The organism is Arthrobacter sp. TJ-240, assembly GCF_058269195.1.
The window spans coordinates 108,148-127,887 of the sequence record NZ_JBZCNG010000004.1 but is presented as its reverse complement, the minus strand read 5'-3'; the positions used below and the strand labels follow the sequence as shown (position 1 = coordinate 127,887).

Below are 19,740 nucleotides of genomic sequence, written 5' to 3'. Positions count from 1 at the left end.
TGATGAAACCTCAAGCCGTCCTGCGCTCCAGCTTCATGTTGCACGGGAAGACTGGGCACGCGGTGGGGACCCGAGAAGGTCCCTTCCGGTGACCTTCCGCCACCGGTCCTGAGTGGAAGGAGTTGACGTGCAGCCCATCATCGACAAGGCAGCCGTCTCGAGGCTCGTCGCCGAACTGGGCTCGCACCGGGCCGCGTCGTCCTTCGTCTCCCGCTTCACCGATCTGCTGGACGAACGCATCCTCACCATCGAACGTGCCTTCCGGAGCCCTGACCCCCAACAGTGGCGCGATGCCGTCCAGGGGCTCTGGCTCGCGGCCGCGAAGGCGGGGGCCGGCAGGCTCCACGCGACTGCGGCCCAACTCCTCGAACCCGAGGCGCAGGACGCCCGCTCCGCCCTCGCGCTCATCGGCCAACTGCGCTCCGATGCGAGGGTGTTCGCACTGGCTCACTCGGCGATGTGCGAGGAACAAGCCCTCGCCGAACGCCTGGCAACACGCCGCCCGGCCTGACAACGGCTCAGGGCGACGCTCAGGAGAGCGGCAGCACCAGCAGCGCATCCGCAGCGCCGAACCCGTGCCGCCGGTAGAGCGACCGTGACCGTTCCGTCGGGGCGGTGACCAGCCGGACCGCACCCGCGGCCCGTGCGCACCCTGCAGCAGCAGCCACGAGTTCGCCACCCGCGCCCGCGCCGCGGTAGGCGGGCAGCACGTAGACGTTCGCCAGGTAGCCCCAGCACGACGACGGCACCCCCGGCCTCGGCATGCGCCTGAAGAACTGCAGGTTGCACATCCCTACAGGGTCGCCGTCGTCGTCGCGGGCCAGGAGGAACACACGGTCCTGCGTCTCGAACCACTCGGCGAACCCCTCGGCGAACCCCTCGGCGAACTCCTCGCCGACCGGGGTCGCCAGTGTCACCCCGAGCGCACTCGGCGGCGCACCGGCCGGACCGCCCACCACGGAGCGGGCGACGGCTCCGGCGTCCTCCGCAGCCCAGGCAGCCCGCAGCGCCGCGAGCGACCGCACGCTCCCGCCGTCGTCAGGCGCGACCTGCTCCACGCGGGTCACCGCTCGGGCCCCGCAGGGACGTACGCTTCCTGCCAGCGTGCGAGTTCGGCGAAGAACGCCGACCGCGCCGGCTCCGGTGAGAGCGTGAGGTCGTGGATGCCGCCCGCGATGCGCACCAGGGTGACGAGCCTGCCCAGCTTCGGGGTACGAGCGGCGATGTGCTCGACGTCGAGCACCACGTCGGTGGACGAGACCCGTGCCGGCTCCTTCGCGGGGTTCGAGGTGGCGTCGGAGCACGCGACGAACACGGGGCAGTCGATGGCGAGGCCGCGCTTGAGCTGGGCGTGCCCGCGGCGGATGCCGGCCAGCCAGGCAGCGACGACCGGGAAGCCGCTGTGCGGCTTCCACGTCAGGTCGTAGTCCCACTCCCCGCCGCTGTCGCGGTGCAGGTAGCGGCCGTAGGAGGAGCCGAGCGTCCCGACGACGGTGCGCGGCCTGAGCGTCCCGATCCGATGCAGCGCCGCGGTGCCGAGGGTGCGCTGGAACAGGCTCGCGTTGAGGTCGAACCAGGGGCTGTTGAGGACGAGCGCGTCGACGATCCCGCGGCCCCGACGCCGGTGCGCCCACAGGGAGGTGACCAGCCCGCCCGTCGAGTGCGCCATGACCACGAGGACGTCGTGGCCCTCCTCCCGGACGATGCGTGCCGCCTCGTCCAGTTCCTCGTCGTAGTCCTCGAGGGACGTGATGTAGTTCGGCGTCTGGTGGTCGCGCAGGGACCGCCCGTACTTCCGCAGGTCCAGGGCGTAGAAGTCGAAGCCGGCCCTGTGCCACGCATCGGCGAGGTGCGTCTGGAAGAAGTAGTCCACGAATCCGTGGACGTAGAGCACGGCCTTCCGTGAACCGCCGGGGATCGTGCTGCGGATCAGGGTCGCCACCACGTCGCCCTCGTCGTCGGGGCGCAACGGAAGCGTCCGCACCTCGTATCCGGGGCCGAGTACATCCTCCCGGTAAACATCCTGCTGATCCGTGTGCGTGGTCATTCGCGGTCCTCCCCGGCGTGGCTTCCCCAGCGGGCGGACCTGGAGCGGCCGCCCGGTACGCGACCCCCTCCGTTCACCCGGAGCAAGGCCAGCGTCACCAGTGTGTCACCGGTCACGGGTAGGCTGCTGCCACCGCATTCCTACAGGAGCTGATTCCACGTGTCAGAAAGTTTCACCAGGGGGCACCGCCGCGCCATCGCGGCGGTCGCCATCGGCTGCATCGCAGCCATCGGATCCGCACCCGCCGCGACCGCCGCACCCAGCGGAGGCAAGGGCCCCAAGGACCCGACGGTCTCGATCACCGTCATGGGTACCAGCGATCTCCACGGCTACATCGAGAACTGGGACTACTTCACCAACGCCGAGTACGACGACGCCGCGCACAACGACGTCGGACTCGCCAAGATCTCGACCCTCGTCAACCAGGTCCGCGCGGACCGCGGCGAGGAATCCACCCTCCTGATCGACAACGGTGACACCATCCAGGGCACGTCGCTGACGGACTACTTCGCCACCGTGAAGCCCGTCTCCGAGACCGGCGAGACGCATCCGATGGCTGCCGCGATGAACGCCATGGACTACGACGCCACCACGCTCGGCAACCACGAGTTCAACTACGGGCTCCCCCTCCTGCGCACCTACGAGGAGCAGCTCGACTTCCCGCTCCTCGGCGCGAACGTCAAGGACGCGGTCACGGGCGAGGACGCCTTCACCCCCTACGTCATCAGGACGGTCAAGCTGAAGGGCCAGAAGCCCATCCGGGTCGGCATCCTCGGGCTCACCACCCCCGGCAGCGCCATCTGGGACAAGAACAACGTCGAGGGCCGGCTGGTGTTCGACGACATGGTGGAGCAGGCGCGCACGTACGTCCCCGAGATGAGGTCCGCCGGCGCCGACGTCGTCGTCGTCAGCTCGCACTCGGGCCCCTCCGGCACGTCATCCTACGGCGGGGCGCTGCCGGTCGAGAACGCCTCCACGCTGATCGCCGAGCAGGTCCCCGGGATCGACGCGATCCTCGCGGGCCACGAGCACCAGGAGATCCCGGAGCGCTTCGTCACGAACAAGCAGACCGGCGAGCAGGTGCTCCTCACGGAGCCCAAGAACTGGGGCATGCGCCTGTCCGTCATGGACTTCGAGCTCACGAAGGTCCGCGGCCAGTGGGACGTCACGTCGGCGAACTCGGAGCTGCTCAACACCAACACCGTGCCTGCGGACCCGAAGATCTCGGCGATCGCGGCCGACCAGCACCAGCGCACCATCGATTACGTGAACACCCCGATCGGCATTGCGACCGAGACGATGTCCGCCGCCGAAGCGCGCATCCGCGACACGGCCGTCATGGACTTCGTCAACGAGGTCCAGGCCGGCGCCGTGGACAGTGCGCTCGACGGGACACCGAACGCGGACCTCCCGGTCCTGTCGATCGTGGCGCCCTTCAACCGGGCGGCCGTGATCCCGCAGGGTCCCGTGACCATCCGCGACATGGCGGGACTGTACGTCTTCCCGAACACGCTCTTCGGCGTCGAACTGACCGGCTCACAGGTCAAGGACTACCTCGAGTACTCGGCGAAGTACTTCACGCAGACCGCTCCGGGAGCACCCGTCGATCCCGCCGCGCTGACCAACGCCGGGGGGACCCCCGACTACAACTACGACATGATGTCCGGTGTCTCCTACGACATCGACATCAGCAAGCCCGTGGGCGAGCGCATCGTGAACCTCAGCTATGCCGGTGCGCCGATCGACCCGGCCCAGCGCTTCGCCGTGGCCACGAACAACTACCGGCAGTCCGGCGGCGGCAACTTCCCGCACATCGCGACGGCCCCCGTGCTCGTGAACCAGACCACCGAGATCCGGCAGCTCCTCATCGACTACCTGATCGCGAAGGGCACCATCGACCCGGCCACGTTCTTCGAGGAGAACTGGAAGCTCACCCGCAACGGCGAGCCGGTCTTCGGCTAGTCCCCCATCGGCGCGGGTCCCTGCCCGTTCCGACGCCTTCCGACAGCAGGACGCGGACCCCGGTCCGCGTCCTGCTCTCGTTCGTCCTAGATTGGAAGCATGACCATCGACATATCGACGGCGACGGCCGACGACGCCGCAGCGCTCGCCGCCTGCGCAGCCGTCACCTTCCCCCTCGCCTGCCCCGCGGATTCACGGCCCGAGGACATCCGGCAGCACATCGAGACGCATCTGTCGGCCGAACGGTTCGCGGCCCTCGCCGACCTCCCCGGGCACACCATCCTCTGCCTGCGCGAGCAGGGCGGGATCGCCGGCTGGAGCATGATCGTCCTGGACCAGCCCACGGACGCCGACGTCCTGTCCGCGCTGTCGATCTCGCCCGTCGTCGAGCTCAGCAAGTTCTACGTCCACCCGGGCCACCACGGCCGGGGCTCGGCCGCGGCCCTGATGACCGCGACCCTCGACCTCGCGGCCGCCTCGGGCCTGTCGGGTGTCTGGCTCGGCGTGAACCAGGAGAACGCCCGTGCCATCCGCTTCTACGGGAAGCACGGCTTCCGGAAGGTCGGCACCAAGCGGTTCCGCCTCGGCGACCGCTTCGAGGACGACTTCATCCTGCAGCAGGCACTGCCCACGGGCGCCACGGGCGCGGGAAGCACCGCCTGACGCCCGTCACGCGGGAGCGTCAGGCGATCGTCAGCTCGCCCATGCGGCCCCAGCCCTCGGCGCCGATGCGTTCGCTGATGATCTCCGGCGTCTCCACGAGGGCCTGCGGCATGTCCCGCATAGCCTGGGAGAAGTGGTCGCTGTTCACGTGGGCCTCCGCGGCATCGTCCTGGAACGCCTCGACGAGGACGAACTGGTTCGGGTCCTCGACGCTGCGCGACCAGTCGAACCACAGGTTGCCCGGTTCCTGGCGCGTGGCCTCCGTGAAGTCCCGCGTGAGGTCGATCCAGCGGTCGCTCCATTCGGGCTTCACGGTGAACTTGACGACGATGAAGATCATGGGATGGTGCCTTCCTGACGGGAACGGGTACCTACCCAACCTAGGCGGTCCTCCCCCGGAACGCATGCGCTCCAGGAGCCTGTGGACGCATGGTTGTCAGATCGCGAGGCTGGGGTGCAGCTTCTCCATGGACCAGGAACGGCGACGGTGGGACGCCAGCACCGAGACCACCGCTGCGAGCACGAAAAAGACCCCCAGCTGCGCGGCGGCGAGCCAGACGACGCCGACGTCACCGCCTGCGATCAGGTGGCGCAACCCCTCGACGGCGTGCGTCATGGGCAGCAGAGGGCTCAGGAACCGGAAGAAGCCCGGCGCGGTCTCCACGGGATACGTGCCGCCCGCGGAGGTGAGCTGCAGCATCAGGAGCACCAGTGCCACGAGGCGGCCGACGCCCCCGAGGAGCGCGACCAGCGCCTGGTGGATCGCCGTGAACACGAGGGCGGTGAGGACGGTGAAGGCCAGTAGCCCCAGCGGATGGGGTGTGGTCAGTCCGACGGCGGCGACCAGGACGCCGAGGAGCACGAGGGCCTGCAGCACCGCGAAGAGCGCACCCTGCAGGTAGCCGGCAGCCGAGACACGCCAGGAGGCGGCCGTCGACGCGAGCGCCCGCGGCGAGACGGCCCGGAGCACGGTGTAGGTGATGATGCCGCCCACCCAGAGCGCCAGCGGGATGAAGTACGGGGCCATGCCCTCGCCGTACGCGTCCACGGCGTTGGCGTGCGTCCGTTCGATCGCGACGGGCGACGCCGCGACGCCGCTCAGCGTGGAGCGCTGCGCCTCGTCGTAGTCCGGGACCTGCCCTGCGCCCTGGTCGAGCTGCCGGGCGAGGTCGGAGGATCCGGTGGACAGCGCCCCGAGCCCGTCCTCGAGTCGGGTGGCGCCGTCGTACGCCTGGGCGGAGCCGTCGGCGAGGCCTGCCACTCCCCCGGCGACCTGCCCGGCACCGCTGCTCAGCGTCGACGCCCCCGCTGCGAGCTGGTCGGCGCCGTCGGACGCGGACACGATGCCGTCCCGCAGTGCGGGTGTGCCGTCGGCGAGTGCTGCCGTCCCGGTCCGTAGCTGCACGAGCCCGTCGGCGAGGCCTGCGGCACCCTCGGACACCTGCGCGGCCCCGCCGGCAGCGGCGCCCGCAGCCTGGGAGAGGTCGGAGGCACCCGCTGCCAGCGACGCGGCGCCGTCGGCTGCGGCGGATGCACCGGCCGCAGCGCTCCCGGCTCCCACGGAGAGGTCGGAGGCCGAGGCGGCGAGGCTCCCGGCGCCGCCTGCGATTCCCTCGCTGCCCGTGACGGCGGCATCGGCGCCCGCGGCCAGCTGCTGGAGGGCGGCGAGCCGCTCGGCGTCGGAGAGGGAGCCGTAGTTCGCGGCAAGCCCGGCGAGGCCGTCGGCGACGGTCCGCGAACCGGCCGCCGCCTCGTCGGCTGCGGCCCGGAGCCCGGTGGCTCCCGCTGCGAGGGCGCCTGCCCCGTTCCCGACCTGCGTGACGCCGTCGGCCGCACGCCGGGTGCCGTCCGCCAGGGTGGTCGCCGAACCCGAGAGCTGCGCGGCGCCGTCGGCCACCGCCCGGGTCCCGGTGGCGAGTCCGGCGGCACCATCACGCAGTGTCGCTGCGCCCGTGCCGGCGGACGCCGTGCCGTCCGCCAGCTGCTGCGACTGCGGCTCGAGGTCCGCCGTCGCCGTGTCGAGTCGGTCCAGGCCGGCGGCGAGATCGCCCGTCCCCGTGGCGAGGTCGGCCGCGCCGGCCGCCACCTGGGCGCTGCCGGAGGAGAGCTGGGAGCTGCCGTCGACGAGGCTCCCGAGCCCCACGACGAGCGACGCGGACCCTTCGTCCGCGCTCCTGGCGCCGTCCGCGATCCTGCCGGCGCCGTCGCCGGCCTCGGTGAGCTTGCCGTGCAGCGAGGAGAAGCCGAGGTAGATGCTGTCCAGATAGTCCTCCGTGGCGCCGGACTGCACCTGCCGCTGCAGGTCGGCGGCGACGGTGTTGCCCACCTGGCCCACGATGTAGCTGTCGGCATCGTCGGTGGTGATGTCGAGCATCGCCCGGGCCGGGGTGTCGCCGCCCACGGAGGCCAGGGTGGACGAGAACCCCGACGGGATGGTGAGCGTGGCGGCGTAGGTGCCGTCGTCGAGGCCCTCCTGAGCCTCGTCCCTGCCGACCTCGACCCAGGTGAAGCCCGCGTCGGCCGAGGAGGTGAGCGACCCGGCGAGGTCGGCGCCGGCCGAGATGGTGCTCTCGGCGCCGCCGGGACCGGCTGCGGTGGCAGGCCGGTCCTCGTTCACGACCGCAGCGGTCAGGTGGTCGAGGTGGCCCGTGGGGTCCCAGTTCGCGGCGAGATAGAGACCTCCGTAGAGGGCGGGGATGATCGCGATGACCAGCAGGGCGGCCTTCGCGGTGAGGGTGATGCGGAAGCGGGAGAGTTCCGTGCGGAGCAGGGAGAACACGCGTTACCTGATTTCGGGTACCGGGGACGGGAGTGCCCCGAGGGTGTGGGCGGTGACGGGGCGCAGGGGCAGCGCACCGAGGTGGTGTCCGGAGTCGAGGACGTCGTCGAGCTCCCGCCGGTCCTGGCAGGTGGCGACGACGGTGAGCGGCTTCCCGTGCCCGCCGGTCCGTCCGAGCGTGAGCAGTGCGGCCCAGGCGGCGCGCCGCTCGTGGACGGTGCGGAGCTGGTCCACGTCGTCCACCACGAGGATGTCCGGGTCGGAGGCGAGTGCGAGGACGAGCCCGAGCGTGAAACGCGCCGCGGGGGCGGCGTCCCGGACGAGCTGGCTCCGGTGGAGCCGGGCCCTGATCAGGGGCGTCACGGCATTCCCGTCCACGTCCTCGAACACGCCCTCGAGCACGCCGAGCAGGTCGTTGGCCGCGGTGATGGTGCGGTCCACGTGCGCGGCGGACGCCGAGGGCCTCCACCACGGGCCGGCCAGCTCCAGCGCCTCGGTCACGTGGTGCTTCACGGTGAGCGTCTCGTCGAGCGGCGTCACCGTGGCGTTGCCGGTGATACCGACCCGGCGGCGTACGGCGCCGGCGTGCCGAGGCAGGGCGAGCCCGAGCACGGTCGCGCGCCCGGCGGTCGCGGTGAGCCGCCCGGCGACCGCGAGCGCCAGTGGGCTCTTGCCGGTTCCGGACGGACCGGCGAGGACGGCGAGGGCACCGGCGGGGACCTCGAAGGTGACGTCCTCGAAGATCGTGCGCTGCCCGGCGCGCAGGCTGAGTCCCTCCACGGCGACGGCGGGCGCGCCGTCAGCCGGCTGGTCGGCGGACGGGACAGGCGGGGAGAGGGTCACGGCATCCTTCATTTCAATACCAAGAGTATTCAGTACCAATGGTATCCTAGCTCGAGGAGGTCGGATGACGACGAGCACGGACAACGGCAGCACGACGGCGGGGCGGCCACGACGGCGCCCCCGCCGCGAGGACGTCCGGGCGGGCCTGCTCGTCGCGGCCCTGGAGGTCTTCGAGGAGATCGGCTACGTCGCCGCACGGCTGGACACCATCGCCGAGCGCGCGGGGTACACGAAGGGCGCCGTCTACTCCAACTTCGGCTCGAAGCAGGAGCTGTTCGCCACGCTGCTGAGCGAGCGCCTCGCCGACACCGCCGCCGACGTACTCAGCCAGGTGGACCACATCAGCTCCCTCGACGAGACCGTCCTGCACACCGCCCGCTACCTCGCCCGCGGCGTCCTGCGGGAGCGTCGCTGGCACGCGCTCGTGGTCGAGTTCGCCCTCCAGGCCGGCCGGGACCCCGAGGTGGGGGCCGTGTTCCGCGAGCACCGGCGCACTCGCCGCACCCTCCTCGCCACCACCCTCGCCGAGCGGGCGGGCGCCTTCGGAGCGCCGTCGGACCCCGAGCACTACACCGTCTTCGCGACCATCCTGCTGGCCACGGTGAACGGCATGGCCGTGGAGTGCGCGGCCGATCCCGAGGCCGTCACGGAGGAACAGGTCACGGGGAGCATCGCGGCGGTCCTCCGCGCAGCGCTCGCACCCTAGGCGACGGACGCCGGACGACCCCGAGGGGTCGCGACACGCGAGGGGCGAGCCGCAATACTGCGTAACGTAAAGGCGAACGGGCCTTTTCAACGGGCGTAACGTCCTGCGCATGCAGCACTCTCCGGGATCGATCCCCACCCTTGACCTCAGTACCGCACGTTCCGCCGATGGCTCCTTCAACCCCGCGTTCATCGACGAACTGCGCGAAGCAGCCCACACCGTCGGCTTCTTCCATGTCATCAACTACGGCGCCGCCCCCACCCAGGTGGACGACCTGTTCTCCATCACGCGCCGCTTCTTCGACCTCCCGCTCGAGGAGCGACTGAAGCTCCACAACCGCACGAGCCCCCACTTCCGCGGGTACGCAGGCCTCGGCACCGAGATCACGCGCGGACGCCCCGACGCCCGCGAGCAGATCGACTTCTCCCCCGAGCGCGAGCCGGTTGCCGACTACCCGGCCGACGAGCCCTTCTGGCTGCTCCAGGGGCCCAACCTCTGGCCCCGGCAGTCCCTGCCCGGGCTCGAGGAGCAGGCCATGGCGTGGGCGGGCCTGATGTCAACGGTCGGCGCCGAGCTGCTCTCCGCCATCGCCGTCGCCCTCCGCCTGCCCGAGGACTACTTCGCCGAACCCTTCGAGGGGAGCCCGGCCTGGATGGCCAAGCTCGTCCACTACGTGGGCGGCGTCGTCGAGGGTGCCGGCTCCCAGGGCGTCGGCGCGCACGCCGACTACGGGTTCGTGACCCTCCTGCTGCAGGACGAGGTCGGCGGCCTCGAGGTCCTCCCCCACAGTGCGAGCGAATGGGTACCCGTCACGCCGATCCCCGGCGCGCTCGTGGTCAACCTGGGCGAGATGCTCGAGGTCGCCACCGAGGGCTACCTCGCGGCGACCATCCACCGCGTCACCGCGCCTGCGCCCGGAGTGGACCGTTACGCCGTCCCGTTCTTCTGGTCGCCCCGTCTCGATGCCGTGATCAAGCCGGTGCCCCTCGCCGAGGACCTGAAGGCTGCAGCCCGCGGCCTGTCGGACGACCCCGACAACCCCATGCTGTCCTCCTACGGCTCGAACATGCTCAAGGGCCGCCTCCGCGCCCACCCGGACGTCACCGAGATCCACTACCCGGAGCTGGCCCGGAAGTAGGCACCCGGGCGTCGGCCCCTCGAAGCACAGACGACGGCGGCACCCATCCGGGTGCCGCCGTCGTCTCCGTACGGGTCTTCTCGGGTACTGCTAGGCGTCGGCCTTCTGGGCGGCGAGCTCGATGGCGGCCACCCGGTCCTGGATCGCACGGATCCGGGGGATGTCGAGCTTGGAGGTCCGGTCGAAGTTGTAGATGCCGTTCTTCTCCTGGAACGTGTCGGTCAGCTGCGTGTAGCAGTAACCGAACATGTCGGGGTTGTCGAGCAGCACCGTGCAGAGGCCCTCGAACCGGTGGTAGAGGTCCTCCTCGTTCGCCACCCGCTGGCCGTAGCCCCACGACTCGGACTCGTCGTCGCCGGAGACCGCGGCGGCGGCCTCCTCGGCGTTCCACCAGATGCCGCCGAACTCGGAGATGAAGAAGGGCTGCCCGTTGTAGGGCACCGAGTAGTCCTCGTCGGCGTGGTTCCGGTTCACGTAGGGCCTGCCCTCCCCGAGCCCGCCCTGCTCGAGGGCGAATGCCGCGGCGTCCTGCTCGTAGGAGTGCGAGTCGTAGATGTCCGTGGTGGCGACGCGGTGCGAGTAGCCGCTGGCGTCGATCACGGGCCGGGTGGGGTCCGCGAGCTTGGTCGCGAGGAACATGCCGTGGGTGACGTCGTCGAGCACCGTGATGCGGTCGTGCAGCTTCTGGTGCGTCTCGTTCAGCGGGCACCACCCGATGATCGCCGGGTGGTTGAAGTCGCGCTGCAGGGCCTCGAGCCACTGCGTGATGAAGCTCGCCGTCGGCGCCTGGTTGTGGCCCACGGTGCCGGCACCGGAGACGCCCCAGTCGCCGAACTCGCCCCACACCAGGTAGCCGAGACGGTCCGCGTGGTAGAGGAAGCGCTCCTCGAACACCTTCTCATGCAGGCGTGCACCGTTGAAGCCCGCCTCCATGGACAGCTGGATGTCCTTGAGCAGCGCGGCCTCGTCGGGGGCCGTCATGAGGGAGTCCTCCCAGTAGCCCTGGTCGAGGATGAGCTTCTGGAACACCACCTCGCCGTTGATGAGCACCTTCTTCCCGTCGAGCGCCACCGAGCGCACCGCAGCGTAACTGAGCACGGTGTCGACGGGCGCGCCGTCGGCGTCGAGCAACTCCACCGTGAGGTCGTAGAGATGCGGCGTCCCGATGGACCAGGGCACGAATCGGTCCTCCGGGATCACGAGCTGCAGTTCGGGCGCGAGGTCCAGGTCGGCGGCGATGCCCGCGACGACGACGGTGCCCTGGGCGTCCGCGAGCGTGGCCCGGACCGTCTGTCCGGGGCGGTTGTTGGTCACGGGGACGGTGAGGCGGATGCTGCGCGCGGCCAGGTTGGGCACCATCTGCAGGCGCCGGATGCTCACCTCGGGTACGGCCTCGAGCCAGACGGTCTGCCAGATGCCCGTGGTGCGGGTGTACTGGCAGTGCGTGTTGTCGTACCAGGTGGCCTGCTTGCCGCGGGCCTGCATGCCGTGGCGTGAATCCCTCGCACGGACCACGATGAGGGCTTCCTCCCCGGGGGCCGCCACGCCCGAGAGGTCGGCCGTGAAGGGGGTGAACCCGCCGCGGTGTCGGGCCACCTCGACGCCGTTCACCCACACGGTCGCGTCGTGGTCCACGGCACCGAAGTGCAGCAGCGCCTTCCTGCCGGCCCATGCCGCCGGGATGGTGACGGTGCGCCGGTACCAGACGGCCTCCATGAAGTCGACGTGCTCGATGCCGGACAGGCGACTCTCGGGCGCGAACGGCACGAGGATCTCGCCGCCGAGCTCGCGGCCGGCGACGCCTCGCTCGAGGCCGGAATCCCCGGCGTCGATCTCGAACTGCCACATACCGTTCAGGTTCAGCCAGTCCTGGCGCACGAACTGGGGCCGGGGGTGCTCGGGCCTGGGCACCGTGGACGGGATGACGGCGGGATCGCTGTGCGGCATCGGAACTCCTGGATCGAAAAGCGTGGTACTTCCAGTGAAGCCCAGAAGACCCAGAAATGCAACGTTGTAAAACTAGGGCGCCGACTCCCGCACACGGAGTACGTAGCCCGCCTCGGTCTCGGCGTCGCCGTCGCGCGTCCCCTCGATCTCGGCGACCAGCAACGCGCTGGCGACGGCGGCGATCTGCGCTATGTCCGGCGCGATCGTGGTCAGCGACGGGAAGCCGAAGGACGCCTCCGGGATGTCGTCCCACCCCGCGACAGCGATGTCCCCGGGCACCGAGATGCCACGCGACCGGAAGGCGCGCAGTGCACCGACGGCCAGGAGGTCGTTGCCGCAGACCACGCCGTCGCACGGCAGGCCCAGGTCGAGGAGTCGGTGGGCGAGACGCTCCCCCTCCTCCCGCGTGAAGTCGACCGCCGCCAGCCGCAGCTCGGCGGGCGCCTCGAGCGACGCCTCGGCGAGCGCATCGAGGAAACCGTGCACGCGCAACTGGGCCGCGCCCTCCCCGAACGAGGTCTGCGAACCGAAGAAGGCCAGGTGCCGTCGCCCGCTGTCGATGAGGTGGCGCGTGAGCACGTTCCCGGACCCGCGGTTGTCGATCGCGACGTGCGGCAGGCCCGAGTCGACGAGGCGCTCCCCCAGCAGGACCAGCGGCGTCGTGTCACGACGCGCCAACACCTCTTCCGGGGCCACCCTCTGGGGACTGTAGATGATGCCGTCGATCAGTCTGTCCCGGTAGCCCTCCAGGACGCGGCGCTCGTCGGCGACGTCCATACCGATCTCCTCCACCGTGGTGGAGTAGCCGAGGGCGCGGCAACTCCGGATGACCTCGTGCGCGAGGGTGCTGAAGTACGGCGAGCGGATGTCCGGCAGGGCGAGGACGAGGGCCTTGCTCGAGCCCTGACGCAACTGCCGTCCCGCGAGGTTCGGCCGGTAGTCGAGCTCGATGATGGCCTGCTCCACGCGCTCGCGGAGGGCCGGCTTCACGTGCGCCTTCCGGTGCACCACGTTGGAGACGGTCTTCCAGGAGACACCGGCGCGTGCGGCGACGTCCTTCACGCTGACGGGGCGACGGCGCGACGGCGCCTGGACCGCCCCCGCCGCCCCCGCTTCCTCGGGCACGCCCTGCTCCATCTCCGGCGAATTGTCCATCCCGGATTTCCCCCTCGTCGTCGTCGTTCTCCGATCATGCCACCGGAGCCACGTGGGACCATAAGGGTGTTGACAAGGTCGGCGCTAGCGCCCATATTTTTTACAACGTTAGATTTTTAATGTGGTACCTCCGCAGGAACAATGAAGTTCGGCCCATCGCTCCGTGCCGGGCTGACGGGAAGGACACTCGATGGGACACGATCCCACTTTCAGGACACCGGTATCCCGGCGCTCCATCCTCCAGGGATTCCTCGGCGCGGGAGGGCTTCTGGCCGCCGGCGGATCCCTGGCGGGCTGCTCCACCTCCGCGACCGCCCCCGGCGGGGTGCAGCTCTGGGACCTGTTCCAGGGTGCGGACGGCGTCAAGATGCGCTCGATGATCGATGAGGTGAGGACCTCGGTCTCCGGCCTCTCGGTCAGGGCCGTCACACTCGCCTGGGGTTCGCCCTACTACACCAAGCTCGCCATGTCCTCGGCGAGCGGCAAGGCGCCGCAGACAGCGATCATGCACGTCTCGCGGCTCGCAGGGTACGCGCCCGGCGGCCTGTTGGAGCCCTTCGACCTCGACCTGCTCGCCGAGCAGGGCATCCGGGAAGATGACTTCGCTCCCGCGGTGTGGGAGAGCTGCCAGTACGACGGGAAGCTGTACGCGGTGCCGCTGGACACGCACCCGTTCATCCTCTTCTACAACAAGGACCTCGCGAAGACCGCGGGCCTGCTCGGCGCCGACGGCAACCTCACACCGATCGAGACCCCGGACGCGATGATCGATGCCGGCACCAGGATGGCCGAGGCCACCGGCGCCCAGGGCATCTCCTTCGGCCACGTCACCGACACCGGGCAGTCCTGGCGCCTCTTCTGGGGACTCTACGGCCAGACCGGCGGCGACTACACGATCAGCGTGGGCAGCCCGGCGTCGATCGACCGGGACAAGGCCCGCGAGGTCATCGAGTTCGTCGTCCGCCTCATGGACGGCAAGGCGATGGCGGCCACGCAGAACTACCCCGGCGCCATCTCGGCCTTCACCTCCGGGCAGACCGGCATGATCTTCTCCGGCGAGTGGGAGCTCCCGGCTTTCGCGGAGGCCATCCCGAACCTGGGTGCGGTGCCGATGCCGACGATGTTCGGCACCCCGGCCTCCTACGCCGACTCGCACGCGTGGGTCCTCCCCCGGCAGCTCGAGCGCGATCCGGAGACCACCCGGCGGACGTACGAGCTGGTGGCAGGGATCCTCAAGCAGAGCGGCACCTGGGCCGGGGCCGGTCACATCCCGGCCTATGCACCCATCCGGGACACCCCGGAGTACGCCGCGCTCACCCCGCAGACCGAATACGCCAGCGCCGGCGACAACCCGGTGTTCGACCCCGCCGTGTGGTTCGCGGGGGCGGGCACCGAGTTCCAGAACCAGATGAGCCAGGTGCTCACCGGCGCTTTCACCGGGGACGTGACCCCCGACGCAGCCATCGACTCCCTGCTCAGCCGCATCGACGCGATGCTGCTCGCTCCGAACCCGACGTAGGACTGAGGCACCGCCATGAGTTCCCTGACCAGCAGCAACCAGGCGCAGGCACCCGCCACCACGAGTGGCGCCTCGTCCGGCCCGCCTTCCCCTTCCCGCAGCAAGAGCGCCCGTGAGCGCAGCATCCAGGGCCGCAGCGGCGTCTGGTTCGTGCTGCCCTTCACGGCCGCGTTCGCGATATTCCTGATCTGGCCGATCCTCTCCGGCCTGTGGATGTCCTTCACCAACCAGAGCCTCACCGGCAGCGGGTCCGAGTTCGCCGGTTTCGACAACTACTCCGAGGCCCTGGGAGACGCCGCCCTGTGGCAGGCGCTCGGCAACACCGTGATCTTCACGCTCCTCACCGTCGTGCCGCTCGTGGTGCTGTCCTTCGTCCTCGCCTATCTCGTGTACATCGGGCTGCCGGGTCAGTGGCTGTGGCGCCTGTCCTTCTTCGCGCCCTACCTGCTGCCCGTCTCCGTGGCGGTCGCGATCTGGCAGTGGATGTTCCAGCCGGACTTCGGCCTCTTCAACGGACTCCTGCTGCGCGCCGGATTCGCGCAGATCCCGTTCCTCAGCGAGCCGAGCCTGGCAATGTTCTCCGTGGTCATCCTCACCGTCTGGTGGACCCTCGGGTTCAACTTCCTGCTGTACCTGAGCGCGCTCAACAACATCCCGGACCACCTGTACGAGGCCGCGTCGATCGACGGTGCCGGACCCTGGCGCCGGCTGTTCTCCATCACCATCCCGATGATCAACCGCACCACCATCATGATCATCGCCCTCCAGGTCCTGGCGTCGCTGAAGGTCTTCGAACAGATCTTCCTGCTCACCAACGGCGGGCCCAACGGTGCCACGCGGTCGGTGCTCGAGTACATCTACGACGTCGGCTTCACCGGCTACCGCCTCGGCTACGCCTCGGCGATCTCGTACCTGTTCTTCGCCCTCATCATCGTCATCTCCATCGTCCAGCTCCGCGTCATGAACAGAAAGTCGGCCTGACATGTCCTCGACCGTGACTCCGACCCCGACGTCGGCCCGACCCCTCGCGAAGGCCGACGAGACGCGCAACGAGCGCAACAAGACGCTCGCCGCGACCGTCGGCAAGAACAAGGGTGTCCTGGCCGCCGGCATCATCGCCCTCGTCATCGCCGCAGCCCTCTGGCTCATCCCCCTCTTCTGGGCCATCCTGACCTCGCTCAAGAAGGAGTCGGACGCGTCCAACGCGGATTTCGCGATCCTCCCGCGGGAGGGCCTGACGCTCGAGTCCTACAGTGCCGTCATCGCCGCGGGCGACGTCCCCATCTGGATGATGAACTCGTTCCTCGTCTCCGTGGCGGTCACGGTGCTGACCGTGACCATCTCGGCCCTCGCGGCATACGGCTTCTCGCGCACCACCTTCCGTGGCCGCAAGTGGCTCTACGCCGTCACGATCGCCTCGATCATGGTGCCCGGCCAGATCCTGATCGTGCCCCTGTTCCAGCAGATGAACGCCCTGCGGCTCATCGACACGTACCCGGGCATCATCCTCCCCCAGATCGTGGCGCCCATGATGGTGTTCATCCTCAAGAACTTCTTCGACACGGTGCCCATCGAACTCGAGGAGGCCGCGCGGCTCGACGGCGCCTCACGGTTCCGGACGTTCCTGACGATCGTGCTGCCGCTCTCGCGCCCCATCCTGATCGCGGTCTCGATCTTCGTGTTCATCGGCGCCTGGAACAACTTCCTGTGGCCGTTCATCGTCATCAACAACCCGGATCTGCTGACGCTGCCCGTGGGCCTTGCCACGATCCGGAACGCGTTCGGCGTGCAGTACGCGCAGACCATGGCGAGCGCCATCCTCGCGGCCCTGCCGCTGCTGATCGTGTTCATGATCTTCCAGCGCCAGATCGTCAAGGGCTTCGCCACCTCGGGCCTCGGCGGCCAGTAACGCCGGGCCTCCCCGCACAGCACTGAACGACGGCGCCTCCTCCGGGGGGGGGGGGGGGCGCCGTCGTTCGTCGTCGTGATCACCGGGGATCTCCCGGCGCCGGTGGGTTCCTGCGCTCGTGTTCCTCGCGGAGGAGCCGCACGGCCTTCGGACCGACGCCGTGCAGATCCGCCGGGTCCTCCTCCGGGATCCCCTCGAGGTCCGCCATTGTGCGGTAGCCCGCCTCGTGCAGGGCACGCAGCGCCGGGGCGCCCACGGCGGGCAGGTCCTCGGCGTCGCTCGCGGACCGGCCGATCCGGCCGATGCGGATGGGGCCGCGGACGCCGGGCTCCACGCGGTCGCCGTGCTGGGTCACGTCCACCAGCCCTTCGGCTGCGAGCTCGAACGCGATGCGGCGTGCCGCCGGCATGAGGTTCCGCCAGGCGTCTCCGCCGATGCTGCGGGCGGCATCGGACGGGCACAGCGTCTTGCCGCTTCCCCGGAGCTCCGCGATGCGAAGGATCTCGGTGCGCAGCTCGGCGTCGGACGGCCTGCGGTCCGCGGGCGGCGCGTCGTTGCCGCCGCGCAGCTCCTCGGGCCGCTCAGACACCGTCGGAGTGCGGGCCGGCCGCGTCGTGGGACGGAGCGCCTGTCGGGGGCCGGCCGGTGTCGTCCTGCCGTGGCGCCGACCGCTTCGCCTGCAGCGCGTCGAGTTCCTCGAGGGCGGCACTCCACCGCGCCGTGCGTTCCGCCGCCGACTGCTCCCACCACGGAGTCCCCCGTTCGCCGAGGCCCTCCTTCGCCAGCTGCACGGTGCGCCGGGCGCGCGGGAGTGCTGCGCCGTCGTCGCCCCTGGCGCTGTTGCGCACGCCCGAGCGGCCGCGCCCGAGGTGGGACATCAGGCGCTTCCTGACGTCCTCGGGCAGCGAGGGGTCGGTCTTCCGCCAGCGGCGCCCGCTGTGGAGGAAGAACCGCTCGTCGTCGCCGGTGTCCGCGAGGTCAGCCACGACGCCTCAGCTCGAGGATCCGGGAGGCCCGACGAGCAGCAGGACGGAGAAGACCACGGAGATCCCGACGACCGCGACGAGCAGGGCCGCGATCGGGCTCCGCAGCACCCACGCCTGCACCCTCTCGAGGGGGTTGCGGGGTGTCTCCGCGCCGGGGGCGAGCCGCCACGCGCCGGCGAGCTGTCCGCGGCGCTCGATCCACCACTCGTACGGGACCGTGGCGAACGGCACGATCGCGGAGGCCAGCCCGAGCAGGCCCGTGGCCGGCGACCAGCGCTGGTTGATCCAGACGAACACGAGGGTCACGACGAAGCAGAGGAACACGAACCCGTGGACGGCGCCGGCCGGCGGCACGAGCGCCTCGGTGGAGCGTGTGACGTACTTGAGGAACATGCCCAGCAGCAGGAAGGCCCAGGTCACCGCCTCTGCGACGGCGACGAGGCGGAACAGCGTGCGGGGATTCATGGGGAGCTCCTGGTCGGAGAAAGAAGAAGCAGGCCGGACCGGGGTCCGACCTGCTTCGTCAAGGAAGATCTAGTAGAAGATCCGAACCCTAGAGGGGCTGGATGTTCGACGCCTGAGGACCCTTGGGGCCCTGCTCGGTGTCGAAGCTGACCTTCTGGTTCTCATCAAGCGAGCGGTAGCCGCTTGCGTTGATGGCGGAGAAGTGTGCGAACACGTCTGCGCTTCCGTCGTCGGGAGCAATGAATCCAAAGCCCTTTTCAGCGTTGAACCACTTCACGGTACCTGTTGCCATTATTTTTCATCCTTCTGAAAATCAGACGCACTCCGACTTTCGGAATGCCCCAGTCGCGGCGTGCTTGTCCGCTCTTTCAGAGACGCGGCCTACCCCGCAAGGGCCAGGCCGTGCGAAATACAAATGCGCAACACTACAACTGCGTCCCACTAAACCAAACCCGGGAGGGTAATGGCAAGCAGGAGTTCCAACTCTCTTCGTTCCGTGACCTTCAGACCGTCACGGGGAGCATGGCGCCGGCCAGCAGTTCGAAGGACCGGAGCCACGTCTCGGTGGAGCCTGCCTGGGTCGCCACGATGAGTTCGTCCGCCCCGATCTGGGCCGCGAAGCGCTCCAGGTAGTCCCGGACCACCTCGGGCGTCCCCACGGCGCTGTAGCGCGCCATGTCCGCCATCTGCTGGCCTCCGGGGGATGCGAGGATCGCCTCGGACTCTTCCCGGGTGAAGGTCTGGCCACGCCCGAGGAGCAGGGTCACGCGGCGCAGCATGGCCTCGTGGAACTCGTGGTGCGCATCGCTCGCGGTGTCGGACGCGATGACGTTGACCCCGGCGATGAAATGCGGCTTCTCCGACTGCGCGGAGGGCCTGAACTCGCGACGGTAGATCGAGGCGGCGTCCTGCAGTGCCTGCGGGGCGAAGTGGGACGCGAAGGCGAACGGGAGGCCGAGGGCCGCGGCGAGCCGGGCGCCGAAGAGCGACGAGCCGAGGATGTACAGCGGCACGTTGGTGCCCTTGCCGGGGGTGGCCTGGACGCCGGGGACGCGCGTGTCGCCGGTCAGGTAGCCCTGCAGTTCCAGGACGTCCTGCGGGAAGCTGTCGGCGGACATGGGGTCGCGCCGCAGCGCGCGCGCCGTGGTCTGGTCGCTGCCGGGGGCCCGGCCGAGCCCGAGGTCGATCCTGCCGGGGTGCAGGCTCTCGAGGGTGCCGAACTGCTCGGCGATGGTCAGCGGCGAGTGGTTGGGGAGCATGACGCCGCCCGAGCCGAGCCGGATGGTCGAGGTGTGCGCGGCGACGTGGGCGATGAGCACACTGGTGGCCGAGGACGCGATGCTGCCCATGTTGTGGTGCTCGGCATACCAGATGCGGCGGTATCCCCAGGTCTCGGCGTGCTGCGCCAGCGAAACGCTGGACGCGAACGTCTCAGCCGGCGTCGAGCCCTCGGCGACCTGCGCGAGATCCAGGATGGACAGGGGGACGGACATGGGTGCACCTTCCGATCGAGCACCGCGGCGGGATATGCCGTGGGTCTTCTGAGGGAACGGTTGCCCGGGCCCATCTATTTCCCGGAGCGGCGGGAACGGTGCCGCGCGTGGTGCGGCTCACGCCGCGC

General features: G+C 69.9%; 20 protein-coding genes. 8 read left to right on the top strand and 12 right to left on the bottom strand.

From position 1 onward, the window contains the following. Positions 1–127: 127 nt before the first annotated feature. Positions 128–511 (top strand): hypothetical protein, encoded by a 384-nt coding sequence (locus tag AC4D2C_RS11570; protein WP_490914992.1) that lies wholly within the window; start codon positions 128–130, stop codon positions 509–511. Between the two features lie 19 nt (positions 512–530). Here AC4D2C_RS11570 and AC4D2C_RS11565 read toward each other — a convergent pair whose 3' ends face one another. Next, positions 531–1,058: a GNAT family N-acetyltransferase gene (locus AC4D2C_RS11565; RefSeq protein WP_490914990.1), complete on the bottom strand. Its 528-nt coding sequence runs from the start codon at positions 1,056–1,058 to the stop codon at positions 531–533. Between the two features lie 5 nt (positions 1,059–1,063). Further along, positions 1,064–2,047 carry an alpha/beta hydrolase gene (locus AC4D2C_RS11560; protein ID WP_490914988.1) on the bottom strand — a complete coding sequence of 328 codons (984 nt, stop codon included), beginning with the start codon at positions 2,045–2,047 and terminating at the stop codon, positions 1,064–1,066. A 159-nt stretch (positions 2,048–2,206) separates the two neighbouring features. On the opposite strand from AC4D2C_RS11560, the gene AC4D2C_RS11555 reads away from it, so the two are divergent. Continuing rightward, positions 2,207–4,009: a bifunctional metallophosphatase/5'-nucleotidase gene (locus AC4D2C_RS11555; protein ID WP_490914986.1), complete on the top strand. Its 1,803-nt coding sequence runs from the start codon at positions 2,207–2,209 to the stop codon at positions 4,007–4,009. A gap of 99 nt (positions 4,010–4,108) precedes the next feature. After that, positions 4,109–4,672, top strand: a complete 564-nt coding sequence (locus AC4D2C_RS11550) for a GNAT family N-acetyltransferase (RefSeq protein WP_490914984.1) — start codon at positions 4,109–4,111, stop codon at positions 4,670–4,672. Between the two features lie 19 nt (positions 4,673–4,691). Here the strand turns inward: AC4D2C_RS11550 and AC4D2C_RS11545 are convergent, their stop codons facing one another. The 3 genes from AC4D2C_RS11545 to AC4D2C_RS11535 form a co-directional block, all read right to left on the bottom strand. Further along, positions 4,692–5,012: a putative quinol monooxygenase gene (locus AC4D2C_RS11545; protein ID WP_490914983.1), complete on the bottom strand. Its 321-nt coding sequence runs from the start codon at positions 5,010–5,012 to the stop codon at positions 4,692–4,694. A gap of 96 nt (positions 5,013–5,108) precedes the next feature. Further along, positions 5,109–7,451, bottom strand: a complete 2,343-nt coding sequence (locus AC4D2C_RS11540; RefSeq protein ID WP_490914982.1) for a YhgE/Pip family protein — start codon at positions 7,449–7,451, stop codon at positions 5,109–5,111. 3 nt (positions 7,452–7,454) lie between these two features. Further along, positions 7,455–8,294, bottom strand: coding sequence for an ATP-binding cassette domain-containing protein (locus AC4D2C_RS11535; protein WP_490914980.1), 840 nt, complete (start codon positions 8,292–8,294; stop codon positions 7,455–7,457). Between the two features lie 64 nt (positions 8,295–8,358). Between AC4D2C_RS11535 and AC4D2C_RS11530 the strand changes: the two genes are divergently transcribed. Together AC4D2C_RS11530 and AC4D2C_RS11525 are read left to right on the top strand one after the other, a co-directional pair. Next, positions 8,359–9,000, top strand: a complete 642-nt coding sequence (locus AC4D2C_RS11530; protein ID WP_490914979.1) for a TetR/AcrR family transcriptional regulator — start codon at positions 8,359–8,361, stop codon at positions 8,998–9,000. 109 nt (positions 9,001–9,109) lie between these two features. After that, the gene (locus AC4D2C_RS11525; protein WP_490914977.1) at positions 9,110–10,138 is read left to right on the top strand and encodes an isopenicillin N synthase family dioxygenase; all 1,029 of its coding nucleotides are present in this window, start codon (positions 9,110–9,112) and stop codon (positions 10,136–10,138) included. A gap of 90 nt (positions 10,139–10,228) precedes the next feature. Here the strand turns inward: AC4D2C_RS11525 and AC4D2C_RS11520 are convergent, their stop codons facing one another. Further along, on the bottom strand, positions 10,229–12,085 hold the full coding sequence (locus AC4D2C_RS11520) for a glycoside hydrolase family 2 protein (RefSeq protein WP_490914975.1): 1,857 nt from the start codon (positions 12,083–12,085) through the stop codon (positions 10,229–10,231). Between the two features lie 72 nt (positions 12,086–12,157). Beyond that, positions 12,158–13,240: a LacI family DNA-binding transcriptional regulator gene (locus tag AC4D2C_RS11515; protein WP_490914973.1), complete on the bottom strand. Its 1,083-nt coding sequence runs from the start codon at positions 13,238–13,240 to the stop codon at positions 12,158–12,160. 190 nt (positions 13,241–13,430) lie between these two features. Here AC4D2C_RS11515 and AC4D2C_RS11510 point away from each other — a divergent pair, with 190 nt between their 5' ends. From AC4D2C_RS11510 to AC4D2C_RS11500, 3 genes are read left to right on the top strand one after another with little or no spacing between them, the layout of a single operon-like run. Beyond that, complete coding sequence (locus AC4D2C_RS11510) at positions 13,431–14,759, top strand: extracellular solute-binding protein (RefSeq protein ID WP_490914971.1); 1,329 nt, start codon at positions 13,431–13,433, stop codon at positions 14,757–14,759. Positions 14,760–14,774: 15 nt separating this feature from the next. Continuing rightward, positions 14,775–15,740: a carbohydrate ABC transporter permease gene (locus tag AC4D2C_RS11505; protein WP_490914969.1), complete on the top strand. Its 966-nt coding sequence runs from the start codon at positions 14,775–14,777 to the stop codon at positions 15,738–15,740. A 1-nt stretch (position 15,741) separates the two neighbouring features. Further along, complete coding sequence (locus AC4D2C_RS11500; RefSeq protein ID WP_490914967.1) at positions 15,742–16,668, top strand: carbohydrate ABC transporter permease; 927 nt, start codon at positions 15,742–15,744, stop codon at positions 16,666–16,668. A 79-nt stretch (positions 16,669–16,747) separates the two neighbouring features. Here the strand turns inward: AC4D2C_RS11500 and AC4D2C_RS11495 are convergent, their stop codons facing one another. The 5 genes from AC4D2C_RS11495 to AC4D2C_RS11475 form a co-directional block, all read right to left on the bottom strand. Continuing rightward, entirely contained in the window at positions 16,748–17,257 is a 510-nt protein-coding gene (locus AC4D2C_RS11495; protein ID WP_490914965.1) for a DUF3253 domain-containing protein, read from the bottom strand. After that, a complete protein-coding gene (locus AC4D2C_RS11490; RefSeq protein ID WP_490914963.1) occupies positions 17,250–17,654 on the bottom strand; it encodes a 2-polyprenylphenol hydroxylase in 405 nt (134 codons plus the stop codon). The genes AC4D2C_RS11495 and AC4D2C_RS11490 overlap by 8 nt, the downstream gene beginning before the upstream one ends. 6 nt (positions 17,655–17,660) lie before the next feature. Then, positions 17,661–18,119, bottom strand: coding sequence for a DUF3817 domain-containing protein (locus AC4D2C_RS11485; protein WP_490905290.1), 459 nt, complete (start codon positions 18,117–18,119; stop codon positions 17,661–17,663). 88 nt (positions 18,120–18,207) lie between these two features. Then, positions 18,208–18,411 carry a cold-shock protein gene (locus AC4D2C_RS11480; RefSeq protein WP_026533290.1) on the bottom strand — a complete coding sequence of 68 codons (204 nt, stop codon included), beginning with the start codon at positions 18,409–18,411 and terminating at the stop codon, positions 18,208–18,210. A gap of 211 nt (positions 18,412–18,622) precedes the next feature. Further along, positions 18,623–19,612, bottom strand: coding sequence for an LLM class flavin-dependent oxidoreductase (locus AC4D2C_RS11475; protein WP_490905289.1), 990 nt, complete (start codon positions 19,610–19,612; stop codon positions 18,623–18,625). Between the last annotated feature and the right edge of the window lie 128 nt (positions 19,613–19,740).

Bases quoted from the DNA above. Each gene is read 5' to 3' on its own strand.
- AC4D2C_RS11560 (WP_490914988.1), bottom strand. From the start codon at position 2,047: ATGACCACGCACACGGATCAGCAGGATGTTTACCGGGAGGATGTACTC.
- AC4D2C_RS11550 (WP_490914984.1), top strand. From the start codon at position 4,109: ATGACCATCGACATATCGACGGCGACGGCCGACGACGCCGCAGCGCTC.
- AC4D2C_RS11545 (WP_490914983.1), bottom strand. From the start codon at position 5,012: ATGATCTTCATCGTCGTCAAGTTCACCGTGAAGCCCGAATGGAGCGAC.
- AC4D2C_RS11530 (WP_490914979.1), top strand. From the start codon at position 8,359: ATGACGACGAGCACGGACAACGGCAGCACGACGGCGGGGCGGCCACGA.
- AC4D2C_RS11525 (WP_490914977.1), top strand. From the start codon at position 9,110: ATGCAGCACTCTCCGGGATCGATCCCCACCCTTGACCTCAGTACCGCA.
- AC4D2C_RS11520 (WP_490914975.1), bottom strand. From the start codon at position 12,085: ATGCCGCACAGCGATCCCGCCGTCATCCCGTCCACGGTGCCCAGGCCC.
- AC4D2C_RS11515 (WP_490914973.1), bottom strand. From the start codon at position 13,240: ATGGACAATTCGCCGGAGATGGAGCAGGGCGTGCCCGAGGAAGCGGGG.
- AC4D2C_RS11510 (WP_490914971.1), top strand. From the start codon at position 13,431: ATGGGACACGATCCCACTTTCAGGACACCGGTATCCCGGCGCTCCATC.
- AC4D2C_RS11505 (WP_490914969.1), top strand. From the start codon at position 14,775: ATGAGTTCCCTGACCAGCAGCAACCAGGCGCAGGCACCCGCCACCACG.
- AC4D2C_RS11500 (WP_490914967.1), top strand. From the start codon at position 15,742: ATGTCCTCGACCGTGACTCCGACCCCGACGTCGGCCCGACCCCTCGCG.
- AC4D2C_RS11485 (WP_490905290.1), bottom strand. From the start codon at position 18,119: ATGAATCCCCGCACGCTGTTCCGCCTCGTCGCCGTCGCAGAGGCGGTG.
- AC4D2C_RS11480 (WP_026533290.1), bottom strand. From the start codon at position 18,411: ATGGCAACAGGTACCGTGAAGTGGTTCAACGCTGAAAAGGGCTTTGGA.
- AC4D2C_RS11475 (WP_490905289.1), bottom strand. From the start codon at position 19,612: ATGTCCGTCCCCCTGTCCATCCTGGATCTCGCGCAGGTCGCCGAGGGC.